Below are 14202 nucleotides of genomic sequence, written 5' to 3' on the forward strand. Positions count from 1 at the left end.
CGGACAGGCGTTCGGCGGACTGCGCGACGGCACGCGTTCGCACTCCGACATCCGTTCGCCCGATCCGTACGAATTGCTTTCCTCGTGCCTGAGCGAACCCTCAGGCCCATTGCCGGTCTTTGCCGGCGATGCCTTGATCCCGGCAGCGCGCAACAACGCTGCCGGGATGTTTTTTGTCGCATGCGTGACGTCGCATCGCGCGCCGCTCAGCCCGCCTGTTCGACGCTGGTTTCCCATCCATCGTAATTGCCGCCGAGTGCGCGCACCTCGCGATTGAGCGCGATCGTATGGCGCGTGATATCGGCGAGGGCCATCGTCCCTTCGTGCGAAAACCGCACCGCCGACTTGCCGTCTTCGGTCGGCGCGACCGATTCGACCGGATAGCCTTTCGCTTCGGCCCAGTCCGCGAACTGGTGTGCGTCGCTCGGGTCGGGGAAGTACGCCCAGTGCATCACGCGCCGGCTCACGTCGGGGACGTCGCCTTGCTGCCGCAGCGCCTCCAGCGTGCGCATGTCGCGCATGATCTGCCAGTCGTCGTCGGTCGGGTAGAGCGTCTGCCAGTACGTCGTCTTGTCCGGGTCGTCCTGATGGGCGTACTGAAGCGCATAGGTCGTCTGGTCGGCCAGCGAGTCGACGATCTCCGCGGCCGCCGCTTCGTCGAACGGCACGTAGAAAAGAAAATCGCGGTTGCCGTCGACGGTGATGCGGCCGACTTGCACGCCGTCCTTCGCGGCGATCGCGGCGTCGAGCAGGTCCTCGATCTTTGCGAGATCGTCGAATTCGTCGCCGGTCGGCAGACCGTCGGGCGACGGATGCGCGAAGGGAACGCGCACGCTGAGCAGCGACGTGCGCGGATCGCCATCCGCGATTTCCGCAAAGTCGTGGTTGAAGCTGATGAAAGCCTGATGGTCGCCCATTCTGGCAGGGAAGGTTCCCCAGGCGTCGCTCATGTGTTTCTCCCGTACACGATTGTCTGTTGACGGATGCAAAGCGTCCCAATGTATCATCGAAAATCGCGTTGGCCGGAGCCGCGCAGATGATCGCGGGCCGTGCACGCCGCGCAGGCGAGGTCCGGGCCGTTCGCAGCCCGCAGCATGCATGCGGCGGGCCGCAAGAACTCAAAGGAGATGCCGATGTCGACGTTTGCGGTGAATGGTGTCCGAATCGATCCGCGCAGCGCGCGCGTGACGCACGTGCGCTGGGCGGCCGTGAACCCGGTCGATCGCTCGTGGGCGGCGGCGCCCAGCGAGGCCCCGGTGGCGGACGTGGCGCGCGCACTCGCGTCCGGCAGCGATGTCCGCGCGATCTTCTCGGCATCGGACACCACTGCAATCGGGCCCAGGCTGAAGCGCGTGCTGTATCGCGATGCGTCCGAAGGCATCGAGCTCGACATCGATGCAACCAGCGAGTCGCGCACGTTGCGCGATCTGCCGCAAATCTGACGGCGAGCCGGTCCCCGAAACGAATCGCGCGAACGCGCCCATGACCATGCCCAGATCCGCCATCGCCTCGCTGGCATTCGCGCTTTGTTCGGCGCTTGCCGCCTGTCAGACCGCGTCAGGGCCGTCGCCCGTGCAACCGTCGCCCGAGACCGCGTCGGCGACCGTCCCCGCGTCTTCGCCGCCGGCCGCGCCGATCCGCGGCATGGGCCTCGCGCCTCATCTGGCGGGACAGAGCCACTGGGCCGTCGGTCAATGTACGACCAACGGCACGGTCAAGGTATGCAATTGACCGACGTCGGCGCAATCGCGCGTGATTCGCGCAAACGTGACCGGAATCCCGGCATGTCGCCCGCGTCGCTGGCGCGGCGGCCGTCGACACGGGCCAGCGTGCAATGAACATACGCGAAACGACGGATTCCGGCTGGCACGTCGATCCCGTCGCGGGAACGATCACCGGCTCGTTGCCGATCACGCTGGCAGTCGACGGCCGAAGCCTGAAAAGCAGGGCGATCGCGTGCGCGGGGCTGGCTGCGGCGAGCCTGTGCGGTTATGTGGCCGCCCCGACGCTCTGGCCGGTGGGGGCGCTGGCCGCGCTGCTGGGGCTGTCCAGCGCCGCGTTGTTCGTCTCGTCGCGGCGCAAGATGGCGCTGCAGATCGACGAGACGGGCTTCCGGCTGATCGGCTCCGCCCGCGAAAAGCCTGTCACGCGGTGGCGTGACGTTACGGAATTCCGGATCGTCCGCGTCGCCGGTCATCATTACATCGGCTATCAGTTCTCCGTTCATTCGTCGCGCACGAAGGTGCCGGGTGGCGTGATGCTGCCGATCGCCCGGTTCGTCGATCTTCCGCTCGACGCGGTGGCCGAGTTGCTGGAGGCCTGCCGCCGCCGGTTCGGCGAGCCGGACGAGCAGGCTGCGCGAACCGGCTGACGAGGCCCGGGGGGCGCCCGGTGCACCCGGTGGCTCAGCCGAACAAAAAATTCCGTATGTCGTGTCGATTTCCGTGGGAGTCGTCCGTCGTAGCATCGGAGGCGTGCGCATCGCGCGTCCGTCCCGATTTTCGATACGACAACCGACTGAAGGAGCGACACCATGTCCACGTCCGTCAAGCCGATCCCGGAAGGGATGCGCACGCTGACCCCGCATCTGATCTGTGCAGGCGCGGCCGCAGCCATCGACTTCTACACGCGTGCATTCGGCGCGACCGAACAGTTTCGCCTCGCGATGCCCGACGGCCGGCTCGCGCATGCGTGCCTTGCGATCGGCGATTCGACGCTGATGCTGGTGGATGAAATGCCCGAGCACGGTGCACTGGGCCCGAAGGCGCTGAAAGGCACACCCGTCTGTCTGCATCTGTACGTGCCGGACACCGATGCAGCGATCGCGAAGGCGGTCGAGGCCGGTGCGACGATCACGATTCCCGCCGCCGACATGTTCTGGGGCGATCGTTACGGGCAGGTCGAGGATCCGTTCGGGCATCGCTGGTCGCTGGCGACGCATCAGCGCGACCTGACGCCCGAGCAGATCGCGGACGCAATGGCTAGTGCGCCGCCGTGCGGAAGCTGAACCGACGTCCCGGCACGACCGCGGCCGAGCGACGGCGCGGCAGCCGGATTGCGCCACGCCGGCCCGGCTCGTTCGCGGTCATGCGCCGGCCGTCTTGCCGCGCTGCTTGTGTTCGTACATCCGGCGATCGGCCGATGCGAGCAGGTCGGCGACGGTGCGATGGCGTGCGGGATCGTACGCAACGTGTCCGACGCTGAAACGGATCGCGTAGCCGCGAGCATCGGCGGCATTGCGCTGCGCGAGCGCCTGCGTCACGCGTTCGACGGGCTCGGCGACGTCGGCCGGATCGGTGGCGCTCAACAGCGCGACGAACTCGTCGCCGCCGAGTCGCGCGATGACGTCGCTGTCGCGCAGCGCGTCCGTCAACGTTTCGGCGAACGCCTTCAGCGCGCGATCGCCTTCGGCATGGCCGAAGCGATCGTTGATCGCCTTGAAATCGTTCAGGTCGAAGAACAGCAGCACGGCGTGACGGCCGACGCGATCGCACAGGCTCAGCACATGGCGGGCGAGAATCTCGAAGCCGCGCCGGTTCGTCAACTGGGTGAGCTCGTCGGTGGTCGCGAAATGCAGTGCGGCGATCTCGCGCTCGGTCATGTGGGCGAGGTCGCCGAGGAGTGCGAGTTCGTCGGGTTCGAGCGAGCGGGGCCGCGTGTCGATCAGGCATAGCGTGCCGATGGGGGCGCCGTTCGGTGCGGTGAGCGGCCGGCCCGCGTAGAAGCGGATGCCGGGCATGCCGGTGACGAGGGGGTTGTCGTGGAAGCGATCGTCGTTCAGTGCATCCTGGATCACCATCGTATCGCCCGCGAGCAGCGCATGCGCGCAGAACGACACGTCGCGCGGCGTCTGCGTGGCGTCGAGTCCCGCATGACTCTTGAACCACTGGCGATTCTCGTCGACGAGGCTGACGAGGGCGATCGGTACGTCGAACAGCCGTCGCGCGAGACGCGTCAGGCGGTCGAAGCGTTCTTCGGGCGGTGTATCGAGGATCGAGAGCGAACGAAGCGTATCGAGCCGGGCCGCCTCGTCGGTCGGTTTCGGTGCGATTTGCATGGGCCTTGTCTCTTGTCCCGGCCGTCGGGCCGGTCATGGATCGTACGTCGAGCAAGTATCGCGCATTCCTCGATGCATCGCCACGCTGCCCGTCTTGCGGCTGCGGCGGCCGGCCGCGTGAGTGCCGGCGAAGATGCCGTGAGAAGCGGGTGTCATCGGCCCGTGTTTCGTTCCGATACGGAGTCCCACAAGCGATACCTCAAGGTGTGCGTCGCGATGCCGTAAACAGGACGAGTCCAATCGTTCATCGCATCCCATCGCACCATGGTTCGAATTCTGTACGCGGGCTATCTCGCGTTTGCGCTGTATCTCCTTTACCCGCTGGTTCAGAACACGCTGATGTTCAGCACCGGATGCGTGCGCAGCGTGCTGCCGATGGACGAGCACGGCTTGCCGGCGAATTCGGCGAGCGATGCGGACGGGCACGCGAACCGCTGCGTGTCGGGCGCGCATGCCGGCGCAGCGACCGGGCGGTTGCCCGAAATCCATTGAACGTGGCGGCGTCGTGCGTGATGGGCGCTTCGTGAGCCGGCATGCTGGCCATCTGGCCGAATTGAACATCGCGCGATGCTCGCCGATCATCTGTCACGCGGCGGCAAAATTGCGAACGGTCGAGCGCCGGGCGAACGCGCGTGTCGCGCGTCAGTAGCTGGAGCGGTACGGCGTGCCCTGGTCGAAGCGGCTTTGCCAGTGCGTGAGGTAGCGCGACGCGAGTTGCGGATTGTTCCAGACCACGACGACGTTCTCGGAATTGCGGCTGGCCGCCGACGCGCTGTAGTTGAACGAACCCGTTTCGACGTGCTCGGCGTCGATCACGAGGTACTTGTCGTGATGGATCGCATAGGCGTCGATCGTGCGCGTCGGGATGCCCGCGTTGACGAGCAGGTTCAGCGCCTGCTTGCTGCTCTTCGCGCGGTTGCCCTTGTCGTCGACGACCACCGCGACATTCACGCCGCGGCGCTTGGCGGCAAGCAGTGCGCGCGCGACGGGCGGCGACGTGAACGAGTAGGCGGCGACCCGGATCGAGCTGCGCGCCGCCCCGATCGCTTTCAGCACGAGCGCTTCGGCGCCGCCGTCGGGCGAGAACGCCGATTCGACGACCTGCGTCGCGGGTGCTTCGTGAGTGGGGGCCGGCAACCATCGCGACACGAGATCGATCGCTTGCTGGAGCAGCGATTCGCTTTGCGTCTTGCCGAAGGCGGCGAAGGGTGTGGCGAGCAGGGAAGCGGCGAGACAGGCGGCAGCGAGGCGATTGCGCGACAACATCTTGGACAGCGAATAATTTCGAGACAGCGGGCCGTGAGTGTAACGCACGCGTGGCGGCCCGGTCACGTACGGATGCGAAGCGAGGGGCCGCGCGGTGATCGGCAGGGGCGGTGAGGGTGACGCGAAGTTGCGTTGTGCAACTCGTGTATGCGAGCGGGGCGGTCAACGGACAGTGGTCAACGGACAGCGGACAGCGCCGGCGATGGCATGCGATTGCATTCGCCGTTGCAGGATACGCGTGTGCGAACAATGCGTGCCCTCGGTCGGGCGGGCTCGCCCCCCATGCGGCCTGTCGCCGAAGCGTGCGTGCAATGGGCGCGTCTGACGGACATCCGCGCGCAATGCATCGTCAATCCGTGGCGGCAGACGCGTCGGCCTCGTCGGGCGCGACCCATCCTGGTCCAGGCTCGGGCTGCACGTCGTGCGCGTCGAGCGGCTCGCCACAGGCCGAGCATACGGTCACCGCGTGCATCAGCTGGCCGCAGGTCCGGTGTCGCAATTGCACCGGCGGCCCCTGGCCGTCGTCCTTCCAGCGATCGCCCCATGCCATCAGCGCGAGCAGCGCCGGGTAGAGGTCGCGGCCTTTTTCCGTCAGCCGGTATTCGAAGCGCGGCGGGCGTTCCTGATACGCGCGCTTGACGAGCACGCCTTCGTCGACGAGCCGCGCCAGCCGTTCGGCCAGCACGTGGCGCGTCAGGCCGAGCTGGGCCTGGAATGCATCGAAGCGGCGGCAGCCGAGGAAGGCGTTGCGCAGGATCAGCATGGTCCAGCGGTCGCCGAGCACGGCGAGCGTGCGCGCGACCGAACAGTTCAGCGTGCCGATGTCATCCCATTTCATCGTCGAGTCTCTTGCCTCTTGCGGCGGTCTTGCGGCGGTTCAGCGACATAGCGGGTTCGATTATAGAACCCGCCTTCGGTCGCAATGGGCGCAGCCGCGTTGACAACGACCGGTGTCGCTGCCAATAATGAGTTCCAATTTAGAACTTACTCGCGCGGCGACGCGCTTTCAACCCGGAGACAACCCGATGAATCCGCTTTCCCTGTCTGGCCTGGATCTGCTGCGTGCCGCCGTGTCGGGCGACGCGCCTCTTGCGTCGATTTCGGAGACGATCCCAATGCGTCCGCTCGACGTCGAGCTCGGCTACGTGAAGTTTTCGGCGCGGGCGGACGGCCGCCACCTGAATCCGCTGGGCGGCGTGCACGGCGGGTTCGCCGCGACGGTGCTCGATTCCGTCACCGGGTGCGCGGTGCATTCGATGCTCGACGCGGGCGTCGGTTACGGTACCGTCGATCTGCACGTGAAGATGCTGCGGCCCGTGCCGCGCGACGTCGACCTGATCGCGGAAGGGCGTGTGATTCACCTGTCGCGTTCGCTGGGCGTCGCGGAGGGCACGCTGAAGACGCCGGACGACAAGATCGTCGCGCATGCGTCCGCGACCTGCTTCATCCAGCGGCCGCAGTGACGGCGGGCGGCCGCACCGTCGTCCGGGCAGCAGGCGCGTGAGCGCGCCGGGCCGCCCAAAAGCCGCTTGTAAGCGTGCGCGGCGCCCGCCTGAAGCAACCGCTTCGATGTGATAGCGTTCCTGCTTTCCACCGACGCGACAGGAACAGCATGGAATACCGCACACTCGGCGATTCGGGCATCGAGGTCAGCCTGATCGGTCTCGGCACGATGACGTGGGGCGAGCAGAATTCGGAGCGCGACGCGCACGAGCAGATCGACTATGCGCTCGGGCAGGGCGTGACGCTGATCGACGCCGCGGAGATGTATCCGGTGCCGCCGAAGCCCGACACGCAGGGCCGCACCGAGCAATACATCGGCACCTGGATCGCGCAGCATCGCGCGCAGCGCGATCGCATCGTGCTCGCGACGAAGATCGCGGGGCCGGCGCGGCAGCCGCACAATCCGCGCCACATTCGCGGCGAGGGCAACCAGTTCGACCGCAAGAACCTGACCGAAGCGCTCGACGGCAGCCTCAAGCGCCTGCAGACCGACTACGTCGATCTCTACCAACTGCACTGGCCCGATCGCAGCACGACCACGTTCGGCCGTCCCGCGTATCCGTGGGTCGACGACGCGTACACGGTGCCGATCGAGGAAACGCTCGGCGTGCTCGCGGAATTCGTGAAGGCCGGCAAGGTGCGCGCGATCGGCGTGTCGAACGAAACGCCGTGGGGTGTCGCGCAGTTCCTGCGCGCGGCCGAGCGGCTCGGGTTGCCGCGCATCGCGAGCATCCAGAATCCGTACAGCCTGCTGAACCGCACGTTCGAAAACGGGCTGTCGGAATTCACGCATCGCGACGGCGTCGGCCTGCTCGCGTATTCGCCGCTCGCGTTCGGCTGGCTGTCCGGCAAGTACGAGAACGGCGCGCGTCCGGCCGGCGCGCGCATCACGCTGTTCGAACGCTTCCAGCGCTACAGCAAGCCGCAGGCCGTCGAGGCGACGTCGCGTTACGTCGCGCTCGCGCGGCGTCACGGGCTGTCGCCCGCGCAACTGGCGCTCGCGTTCGTCAACAGCCGCCCGTTCGTGCGCAGCAATCTGGTCGGCGCGACGTCGCTCGAACAGTTGAAGGAGAACATCGGCAGCATCGACGTGACGCTGTCCGACGAGATCCTCGCCGAGATCGACGCATTGCACGAACGGCAGCCGAATCCGGCGCCGTAAACGGCGCGCGTCCCGCGCGGCAGCGATGCCGCGACGGGCCGTGTCGGCGGTGCATGGCTGCGCCGCCGTTTCTCGCGTCAGCGCATCTTCAGCCGCGTGCGCGCGACGAACAGCGCGGCGAGGCTCAGCAGCGCGCACCCGATCAGATAGAGCGCCGGCGACAGCCGGTTGCCGGTCGCGTCGATCAGCCAGGTGATGACGAACGGCGCGAAGCCGCCGAACAGCGTGACGCCGGTGTTGTAGCTGACCGCGAGCCCGGTGGCGCGGGTTTGCGACGGGAACAGTTCGGCCATCAGCGCCGGCAGCGCGCCGCAATACATCGCCTTGAGCGCACCGATCCACACCAGTGCGGCGAGCATCGTCGCGAACGACGCGTGGCGTGTGAGCCATGCGAACGTCGGCCACACGGTCACGAGCATCAGCACGGCGGCGACCGCCATCATGCGGATCCGCCCGGTGCGGTCGGACAGATGGCCGACGACCGGCGTGACGAGCGTCAGCACGAAGCCGGTCGCGAGCGTCGCCGCGAATCCCGTCGAGGCCGGCAGCCCGAGCTGCTTGATCGCGTAGGTCGGCATGTACAGGATCATGTAGTTGATCGCGGTCGAGATCACGAGCGCGCCGATCGACAACAGCAGCCGCAACTTCTGGTGCGCGAACAGCTCACGCACCGGCGCGTCGGAGCGCGCCTGCGTCTTGAATTCGACGCCTTCGTCGACGTAGCGGCGGATGTACAGCCCGACCGGGCCGATCGCGAGGCCGAACAGGAACGGCACGCGCCAGCCCCAGCTTTCGAGTTGCGCGGAACTCAGCGTGGCCGTCAGCAGCGCGCCGAAGCCCGACGCGAGCAACGTCGCGAGGCCTTGGCTCGCGAACTGCCAGCTCGACATGAAGCCGCGCCGCTGCGGCGCATGCTCGACGAGAAACGCGGTCGAACTCGCGAATTCCCCGCCCGCGGAAAAGCCCTGCATCAGCCGCGACAGCATGATCCCGAGCGGCGCGAGAATGCCGATCGACGCGTAGGTCGGCATCAGCGCGATCAGCAGCGTGCCGGCCATCATCATCGCGATCGACAGCAGCAGCGACGCCTTGCGGCCCGCGCGGTCCGCGTACGCGCCGAGCACGAAGCCGCCGATCGGCCGAATCAGGTAGGACAGCCCGAACGTGCCGAGCGTCAGCATCAGCGACGTCGCTTCGCTCGTGGCGGGGAAGAACAGCTTGGCGATCGTGACCGCGAAGAAGCCGTAGACGATCAGGTCGAACCATTCGAGCGCGTTGCCGATCGACGCCGCGAAGATGATGCGGCGGATCTTCGCGGCGCTGGGGCGCGCGGCGTCCTGCGAGGTCAGGGTGGTCGTATTCATCGTGTGTGCAGTCCCGTGAAAGGGGCGAAGCGCGTTACAGGGCGGCGCCGGCTGCGGCGGCTGCCGCGCGGCGAACGGGCGGCGCGTCGTCGCCGAGATCCCAGAAGAGGCCGGCCATCATCTGCAGCCCCTCGCTGACGACGCTCGCGAGCAGATGCTCGTCGGGCGCGTGCTGCGAGCACGCCGGGTACGAGTGCGGCACCCACAGCGTCGGCAGCCCGAGCGTGTCGGCAAACACCTCGTTCGGCAGCGTGCCGCCGAGATTCGGCAGGATCGCGGGCTTCTTGCCGGTGGTGCGCGCGAGCGACGCGACGGCCCAGCGGACCCACGGATCGTCCGGCGGCACGCGCGTCGCCGGTGCGCCGCGTTCGACGTCGATCTCGATGTCGGTGAAGCCGTGCGCATCGAGATGCGCGCGCAGATGCGCATGCAGCGCTTCCCAGTCGGTGCCGACGACGAAGCGCAACTGGCAGTGCGCATACGCGGCGGGCGGGATCGCGTTGACGGGATGCTCCGGGTTGCCGGCCTTGAACGCGAGAATCTCGAACGTGTTCCAGCCGAATACGCGCTCGGCGGCGGACAGGCCGGGCTCGCCCCAGTCGGCGTCGAGCGCCGGGTCGCCGGGGCCGCCGCCGACGGTGAGATCGGCGAGCGCGTCGCGCACGGCAGCCGGGATCGGCGGCGGGCGCAGCCCCGCGACGCGAATCGCGCCGCGCGCGTCGACGAGGCTCGCGAGCGCATGCGCGAGCACGATCGCCGGATTGCGCAGCAGTCCGCCCCAGTTGCCGGAGTGATGCGCGCCGTCGCGGGCGCGCAGGCTCAGCTTGAAGTTGACCGCGCCGCGCGAGCCGAGGAATACCGTCGGGCGCGCGGCGGCGATGCGCGGGCCGTCGGACGCGATCAGCACGTCGGCCGCGAGCGCGTCGCGCTCCCGGCGGCACAGCACGTCGAGGCCAGGCGACCCGGTTTCCTCGCCCATCTCGATCAGCAGCTTCGCGTTGAAGCCGAGCCGGCCGCCGCGCGCATCGAGCACGCTCGCCAGCGCGGCCAGGTTGATCGAGTGCTGCCCCTTGTTGTCGGCGCTGCCGCGGCCGTACCAGCGGTCGCCGTCGGCCGTCAGCGTCCACGGCGACAGCGGCGCGCGCCACTGCGCGTCGTAGCCGCGCACGACGTCGCCGTGGCCGTAGATCAGCACGGTCGGCAGCGCGTCGTCTTCGTGGCGCGACGCGAGCAGGAACGGGCCGCCGCCGTCGACCGGGTTGTCGACGATTCGCGACGTGAAACCGAGGCGGGCGGCCTCGGGCGCGATCTCGTCGGTCAGGTAGGCGCGCAGCGCGGCGCCGCTGCCGCTTTCCTGGCTTTCGGTGCGCAGGCCGACGCGGCGGCTCAGGGTCGTGAAGAATGCACCGGATTCGAACTGGTTCAGTGCGTGCTGGATGGCGGCGGTACGGCTCAAATCGTGTCTCCTCCGAGGGTTCGCTGCGCGCGGGCCGTGCTCGCAACGTGAAGTGCGATCGATTCTAGAAAGCCGGTTTTTTTGTCACAATGATCGAATTTCGAACCTTTCTTTGCCGAAAAGGCAAAGCAGCGCGACCGGATGCGGCGCGGAGACAGAACGATGGCGGCTTTCCTGCATGGTCTGGCGTTGCGATATTTCGTCGAGGTGGCGCGTACCGGCTCGATCAGCGACGCGTCCGCGCGGCTGCACGTGGCCGTGTCGGCGATCAGCCGTCAGATCGCGAAGCTGGAGAGCGAGCTCGGCGCGCCGCTGTTCGAGCGGCGACCGCGCGGGATGGCGCTGTCGGAGGCCGGCGAGCGGCTGCTGGCGTTCGCGCAGCGCAGCCTGCTGGAGGCCGAGCACGTGATGAAGGACATCGGCGGGCTCGACGCGCTGCACGGCAGCCTGCTGAAGATCGCGTGCTCGGAGGGGTTCGCGATCGATTTCCTGCCCGGCGTGCTCGCGAGCTTCAAGGCGCGCCACCCGGGCGTCGATTTCATCGTGTGGGTCGTGTCGCCGGCGGACGCGACCCGGCGCGTGCGCGACGGCGATGCGGACATCGCATTGACCTTCAGCCTCGCGCCGGAGAAGGGCGTGCGCGTCGACCACACCGAGCGCGCGCCGGTCTTTGCGCTGGTCCGGCACGATCATCCGCTCGCGGCGCGCGAGGCGGTGTCGCTCGCCGACGTCGCGCGGCACGCGCACGTGCTGCCCGAGGCCGGCACGACGGTGCGCCAGTTGATCGACATCGCGTGCGCGCTCGACGGGTTGCTGCTCGAGCCCGAACTGACGAGCAACAACACCGCGGCGATGTACGGCTACGCGCGGCGCACGGGCGCGGTGATGTTCACCGGGCTGTTGTCGGTGCGCGATCGCTCCGAGGCGGACGGCTTCGTCGTCGTGCCCGTGACGAACCCGCAATTGCGCGAACGCAGCATCCAGGTGCAGACGATGGCGGGGCGCGATCTGCCCGCGTCGGTGCGCGCGTTCCGCGACCATCTGATCGACGCGATGCAGGCCGCCTCGCCGCCGCCGACCGCCGCGCGAGGCTCGGGACGCCGGCCCGTGAGATAATCGTCAATCCGCCTTCCGTGCCCGTGCGGCTCCCCGAGCCGTATCGCCCCTGTTCGACGCCAAATTGAAGAATCTGATTGTCACCCTCGATCGCGCCGGCGAGTTCGACGAGATCATCGACGTGCGCACGCCGCTCGAGTTCGCCGAGGACCATATTCCCGGCGCGCTGAACGCGCCCGTGCTTAGCAACGAAGAGCGCGTGCTCGTCGGCACGATGTACCGCCAGGTATCGCCGTACGAGGCGACGCGCGTCGGCGCGGCGATCGTCGCGCGCAACATCGCGCGCCATCTCGATACGACGTTCGCCGACCGGCCGCGCAACTGGCGGCCGCTGATCTATTGCTGGCGCGGCGGCAAGCGCTCGGGCTCGATGACGACCTGGTTCAACCTGATCGGCTGGAAGGCGCGCCAGCTCGACGGCGGCTACAAGGCGTACCGCCAGTCGGTGTGCGCGACGCTCGATTCGCTGCCGACGCGCTTTCGCTACATCGCGCTCGTCGGCCATACCGGCTGCGGCAAGACGCGCCTGCTGAACGCGCTGCGCGACGTGGGCGCGCAGACGCTCGATCTCGAAGCGCTCGCATGCCATCGCGGCTCGCTGCTCGGCGCGCTGCCGGGCAAGCCGCAGCCGGCGCAAAAGGGGTTCGATTCGGGGCTCGTCGAGACGCTCGGGCGTTTCGACCCCGAATGGCCGGTGTTCGTCGAGTCGGAAAGCCGCCGGATCGGCCTCGTGCAGTTGCCGATCGCGCTGGTCGATGCATTTCACGCGGGGCCGTGGGTGCAGGTCGAGGCGGCCCACGACGAGCGGATCGCGTTCCTGCTCGACGATTACGCGCATCTGTTCGACGAACCCGATGCGTTCAAGGCGCAGCTACATCGGCTGATCGGCCTGCACAGCCGCGAAGAGGTGACGCGCTGGAAGGGGCTGATCGATGCCGGCGCGCGGGCCGATTTGTTCACCGAATTGATCGACAAGCATTACGATCCCGCCTATGCGCGCACTTACCGCGCGACGTACAACAAGCCGAACCGGGCGCTGACGTTCACGTTCCGGCCCAACGCAGCCGACGTGCGCGATCAGGCGCGCAGGCTGCTGGCCGAACTCGCGCGAGCCGGATTGCCGGCATCGGCCGCGCTTGCTGCCGGCGCGACATCCGAAACCGACAAAGACCAATCGACGACCACCGCACGATGACGACCACACGCACCCAACCCACTCCGGCGCTCGGCTGGATGACCTTCCTGCTGATCGCGGTCGCAGGCCTGTTCTATGTGAAATGGTTCCCGTATTACAACAAGGCGTTCGTTGCCGCCGAGCACCATTCGATCGGGCAGTCGATCCTGATGGGCACGTCCGCGGCCGCGCCCGAACCGTCGCTGAAGGCGGCGCTCGACTATGCGTGGGCGTACGGCAAGGCGATCTGGCAGGCGATGGTGCTCGGCCTGCTGCTCGGCTCGGCCGTGCAGGCGCTGCTGCCTGCGCACTGGGTGGCGCGCGTGCTCGGCCGCACGGGATTCGGCAGCGTCGCCGCGGGCGGGCTGCTGTCGCTGCCCGGGATGATGTGCACGTGCTGCGCGGCGCCGGTCGTGGCGGGCCTGCGTGCGCGCCATGCGTCGCCGGGCGGCGCGGTCGCGTTCTGGCTCGGCAATACGGTGCTGAACCCGGCGGCGCTGGTGTTCATGGGCTTCGTGCTCGGCTGGCACTGGAGCGCGCTGCGCATCGTGCTCGGCATCGCGATGGTGTTCGGGATCGGCTATCTGCTGAACCGCATCGCACGTCCCGAAGACCGCGGCATCGACGATGCGCAGCTCGCCGCGCTGGCGGCCGAGCAAGCCGCGGCCGGCAATCCGTTCGTCCGCTGGATGAAACTGCTCGCGCGCATGGCCGTGCGGCTCGTGCCCGAATACATCGTGCTCGTGCTGCTGCTCGGCGCCGCACGCGCATGGCTGTTCCCGCATATCGGCCCGGACATCGGCAATCATCTCGGCTGGATCGTCGCGTTCGCGGTCGCGGGCATGCTGTTCGTGATCCCGACGGCCGGCGAGGTGCCGATCATCCAGGCGATGCTGTCGCTCGGCATGGGTGTCGGCCCGGCCGCCGCGCTGCTGATGACGCTGCCGCCGATCAGCGTGCCGTCGCTCGCGATGCTCGCGCGGTCGTTCAAGCCCTACATGCTGGCGATCGTCGCGGCGCTCGTCGTCGTGTTCGGGATCGCGAGCGGCTTGCTCGCGATCGCGTTCGGGTTCTGACGCACGCAAACGGCGCGCCCGTCGCGCG

The 14202-nt window shown here is 68.1% G+C and carries 16 protein-coding genes; 10 read left to right on the forward strand and 6 right to left on the reverse strand.

The genetic code is table 11. From position 1 onward, the window contains the following. Positions 1-206 precede the first annotated feature (206 nt). Complete coding sequence (locus WS54_RS21110) at positions 207-950, reverse strand: DUF695 domain-containing protein (RefSeq protein WP_059785582.1); 744 nt, start codon at positions 948-950, stop codon at positions 207-209. A 183-nt stretch (positions 951-1133) separates the two neighbouring features. Here WS54_RS21110 and WS54_RS21115 point away from each other — a divergent pair, with 183 nt between their 5' ends. The 4 genes from WS54_RS21115 to WS54_RS21130 all read left to right on the forward strand — a co-directional run bounded on the left by WS54_RS21115 (position 1134) and on the right by WS54_RS21130 (position 3007). Then, the gene (locus WS54_RS21115; RefSeq protein WP_034207896.1) at positions 1134-1442 is read left to right on the forward strand and encodes a hypothetical protein; all 309 of its coding nucleotides are present in this window, start codon (positions 1134-1136) and stop codon (positions 1440-1442) included. Between the two features lie 40 nt (positions 1443-1482). Beyond that, positions 1483-1731: a hypothetical protein gene (locus WS54_RS34470; protein WP_082725185.1), complete on the forward strand. Its 249-nt coding sequence runs from the start codon at positions 1483-1485 to the stop codon at positions 1729-1731. Between the two features lie 103 nt (positions 1732-1834). After that, positions 1835-2371, forward strand: a complete 537-nt coding sequence (locus WS54_RS21125; RefSeq protein WP_059785586.1) for a hypothetical protein — start codon at positions 1835-1837, stop codon at positions 2369-2371. A 162-nt stretch (positions 2372-2533) separates the two neighbouring features. After that, a complete protein-coding gene (locus WS54_RS21130; RefSeq protein WP_059785590.1) occupies positions 2534-3007 on the forward strand; it encodes a VOC family protein in 474 nt (157 codons plus the stop codon). Between the two features lie 78 nt (positions 3008-3085). Here the strand turns inward: WS54_RS21130 and WS54_RS21135 are convergent, their stop codons facing one another. Beyond that, a complete protein-coding gene (locus WS54_RS21135) occupies positions 3086-4057 on the reverse strand; it encodes a GGDEF domain-containing protein (protein WP_059785594.1) in 972 nt (323 codons plus the stop codon). Positions 4058-4321: 264 nt separating this feature from the next. Here WS54_RS21135 and WS54_RS21140 point away from each other — a divergent pair, with 264 nt between their 5' ends. After that, on the forward strand, positions 4322-4549 hold the full coding sequence (locus tag WS54_RS21140; protein ID WP_059785598.1) for a hypothetical protein: 228 nt from the start codon (positions 4322-4324) through the stop codon (positions 4547-4549). Between the two features lie 150 nt (positions 4550-4699). Here the strand turns inward: WS54_RS21140 and WS54_RS21145 are convergent, their stop codons facing one another. Both WS54_RS21145 and WS54_RS21150 read right to left on the reverse strand, forming a co-directional pair. Continuing rightward, positions 4700-5323 (reverse strand): phospholipase D family nuclease, encoded by a 624-nt coding sequence (locus WS54_RS21145; protein ID WP_027784365.1) that lies wholly within the window; start codon positions 5321-5323, stop codon positions 4700-4702. Positions 5324-5672: 349 nt separating this feature from the next. Next, entirely contained in the window at positions 5673-6161 is a 489-nt protein-coding gene (locus tag WS54_RS21150) for a winged helix-turn-helix transcriptional regulator (RefSeq protein WP_034207235.1), read from the reverse strand. 187 nt (positions 6162-6348) lie between these two features. Between WS54_RS21150 and WS54_RS21155 the strand changes: the two genes are divergently transcribed. Both WS54_RS21155 and WS54_RS21160 read left to right on the forward strand, forming a co-directional pair. Then, positions 6349-6786 carry a PaaI family thioesterase gene (locus WS54_RS21155; protein ID WP_006484216.1) on the forward strand — a complete coding sequence of 146 codons (438 nt, stop codon included), beginning with the start codon at positions 6349-6351 and terminating at the stop codon, positions 6784-6786. A gap of 149 nt (positions 6787-6935) precedes the next feature. Beyond that, a complete protein-coding gene (locus WS54_RS21160) occupies positions 6936-7988 on the forward strand; it encodes an NADP(H)-dependent aldo-keto reductase (protein ID WP_059785601.1) in 1053 nt (350 codons plus the stop codon). 77 nt (positions 7989-8065) lie between these two features. On the opposite strand, the gene WS54_RS21165 is transcribed toward WS54_RS21160, so the two are convergent. Both WS54_RS21165 and WS54_RS21170 read right to left on the reverse strand, forming a co-directional pair. Further along, positions 8066-9352, reverse strand: coding sequence for an MFS transporter (locus tag WS54_RS21165; protein ID WP_059785604.1), 1287 nt, complete (start codon positions 9350-9352; stop codon positions 8066-8068). Between the two features lie 34 nt (positions 9353-9386). Beyond that, positions 9387-10808, reverse strand: coding sequence for a M20 family metallopeptidase (locus WS54_RS21170; RefSeq protein WP_059785606.1), 1422 nt, complete (start codon positions 10806-10808; stop codon positions 9387-9389). Between the two features lie 162 nt (positions 10809-10970). Between WS54_RS21170 and WS54_RS21175 the strand changes: the two genes are divergently transcribed. The 3 genes from WS54_RS21175 (at position 10971) to WS54_RS21185 (ending at position 14174) form a co-directional block, all read left to right on the forward strand. Then, complete coding sequence (locus WS54_RS21175; protein ID WP_059785609.1) at positions 10971-11924, forward strand: LysR substrate-binding domain-containing protein; 954 nt, start codon at positions 10971-10973, stop codon at positions 11922-11924. 64 nt (positions 11925-11988) lie between these two features. Continuing rightward, a complete protein-coding gene (gene mnmH / locus WS54_RS21180) occupies positions 11989-13119 on the forward strand; it encodes a tRNA 2-selenouridine(34) synthase MnmH (RefSeq protein ID WP_059785612.1) in 1131 nt (376 codons plus the stop codon). Continuing rightward, a complete protein-coding gene (locus WS54_RS21185) occupies positions 13116-14174 on the forward strand; it encodes a permease (protein WP_059785615.1) in 1059 nt (352 codons plus the stop codon). The genes mnmH and WS54_RS21185 overlap by 4 nt, the downstream gene beginning before the upstream one ends. Positions 14175-14202 lie beyond the last annotated feature (28 nt).

Source organism: Burkholderia sp. NRF60-BP8, from assembly GCF_001522585.2.
Lineage (GTDB): Bacteria > Pseudomonadota > Gammaproteobacteria > Burkholderiales > Burkholderiaceae > Burkholderia.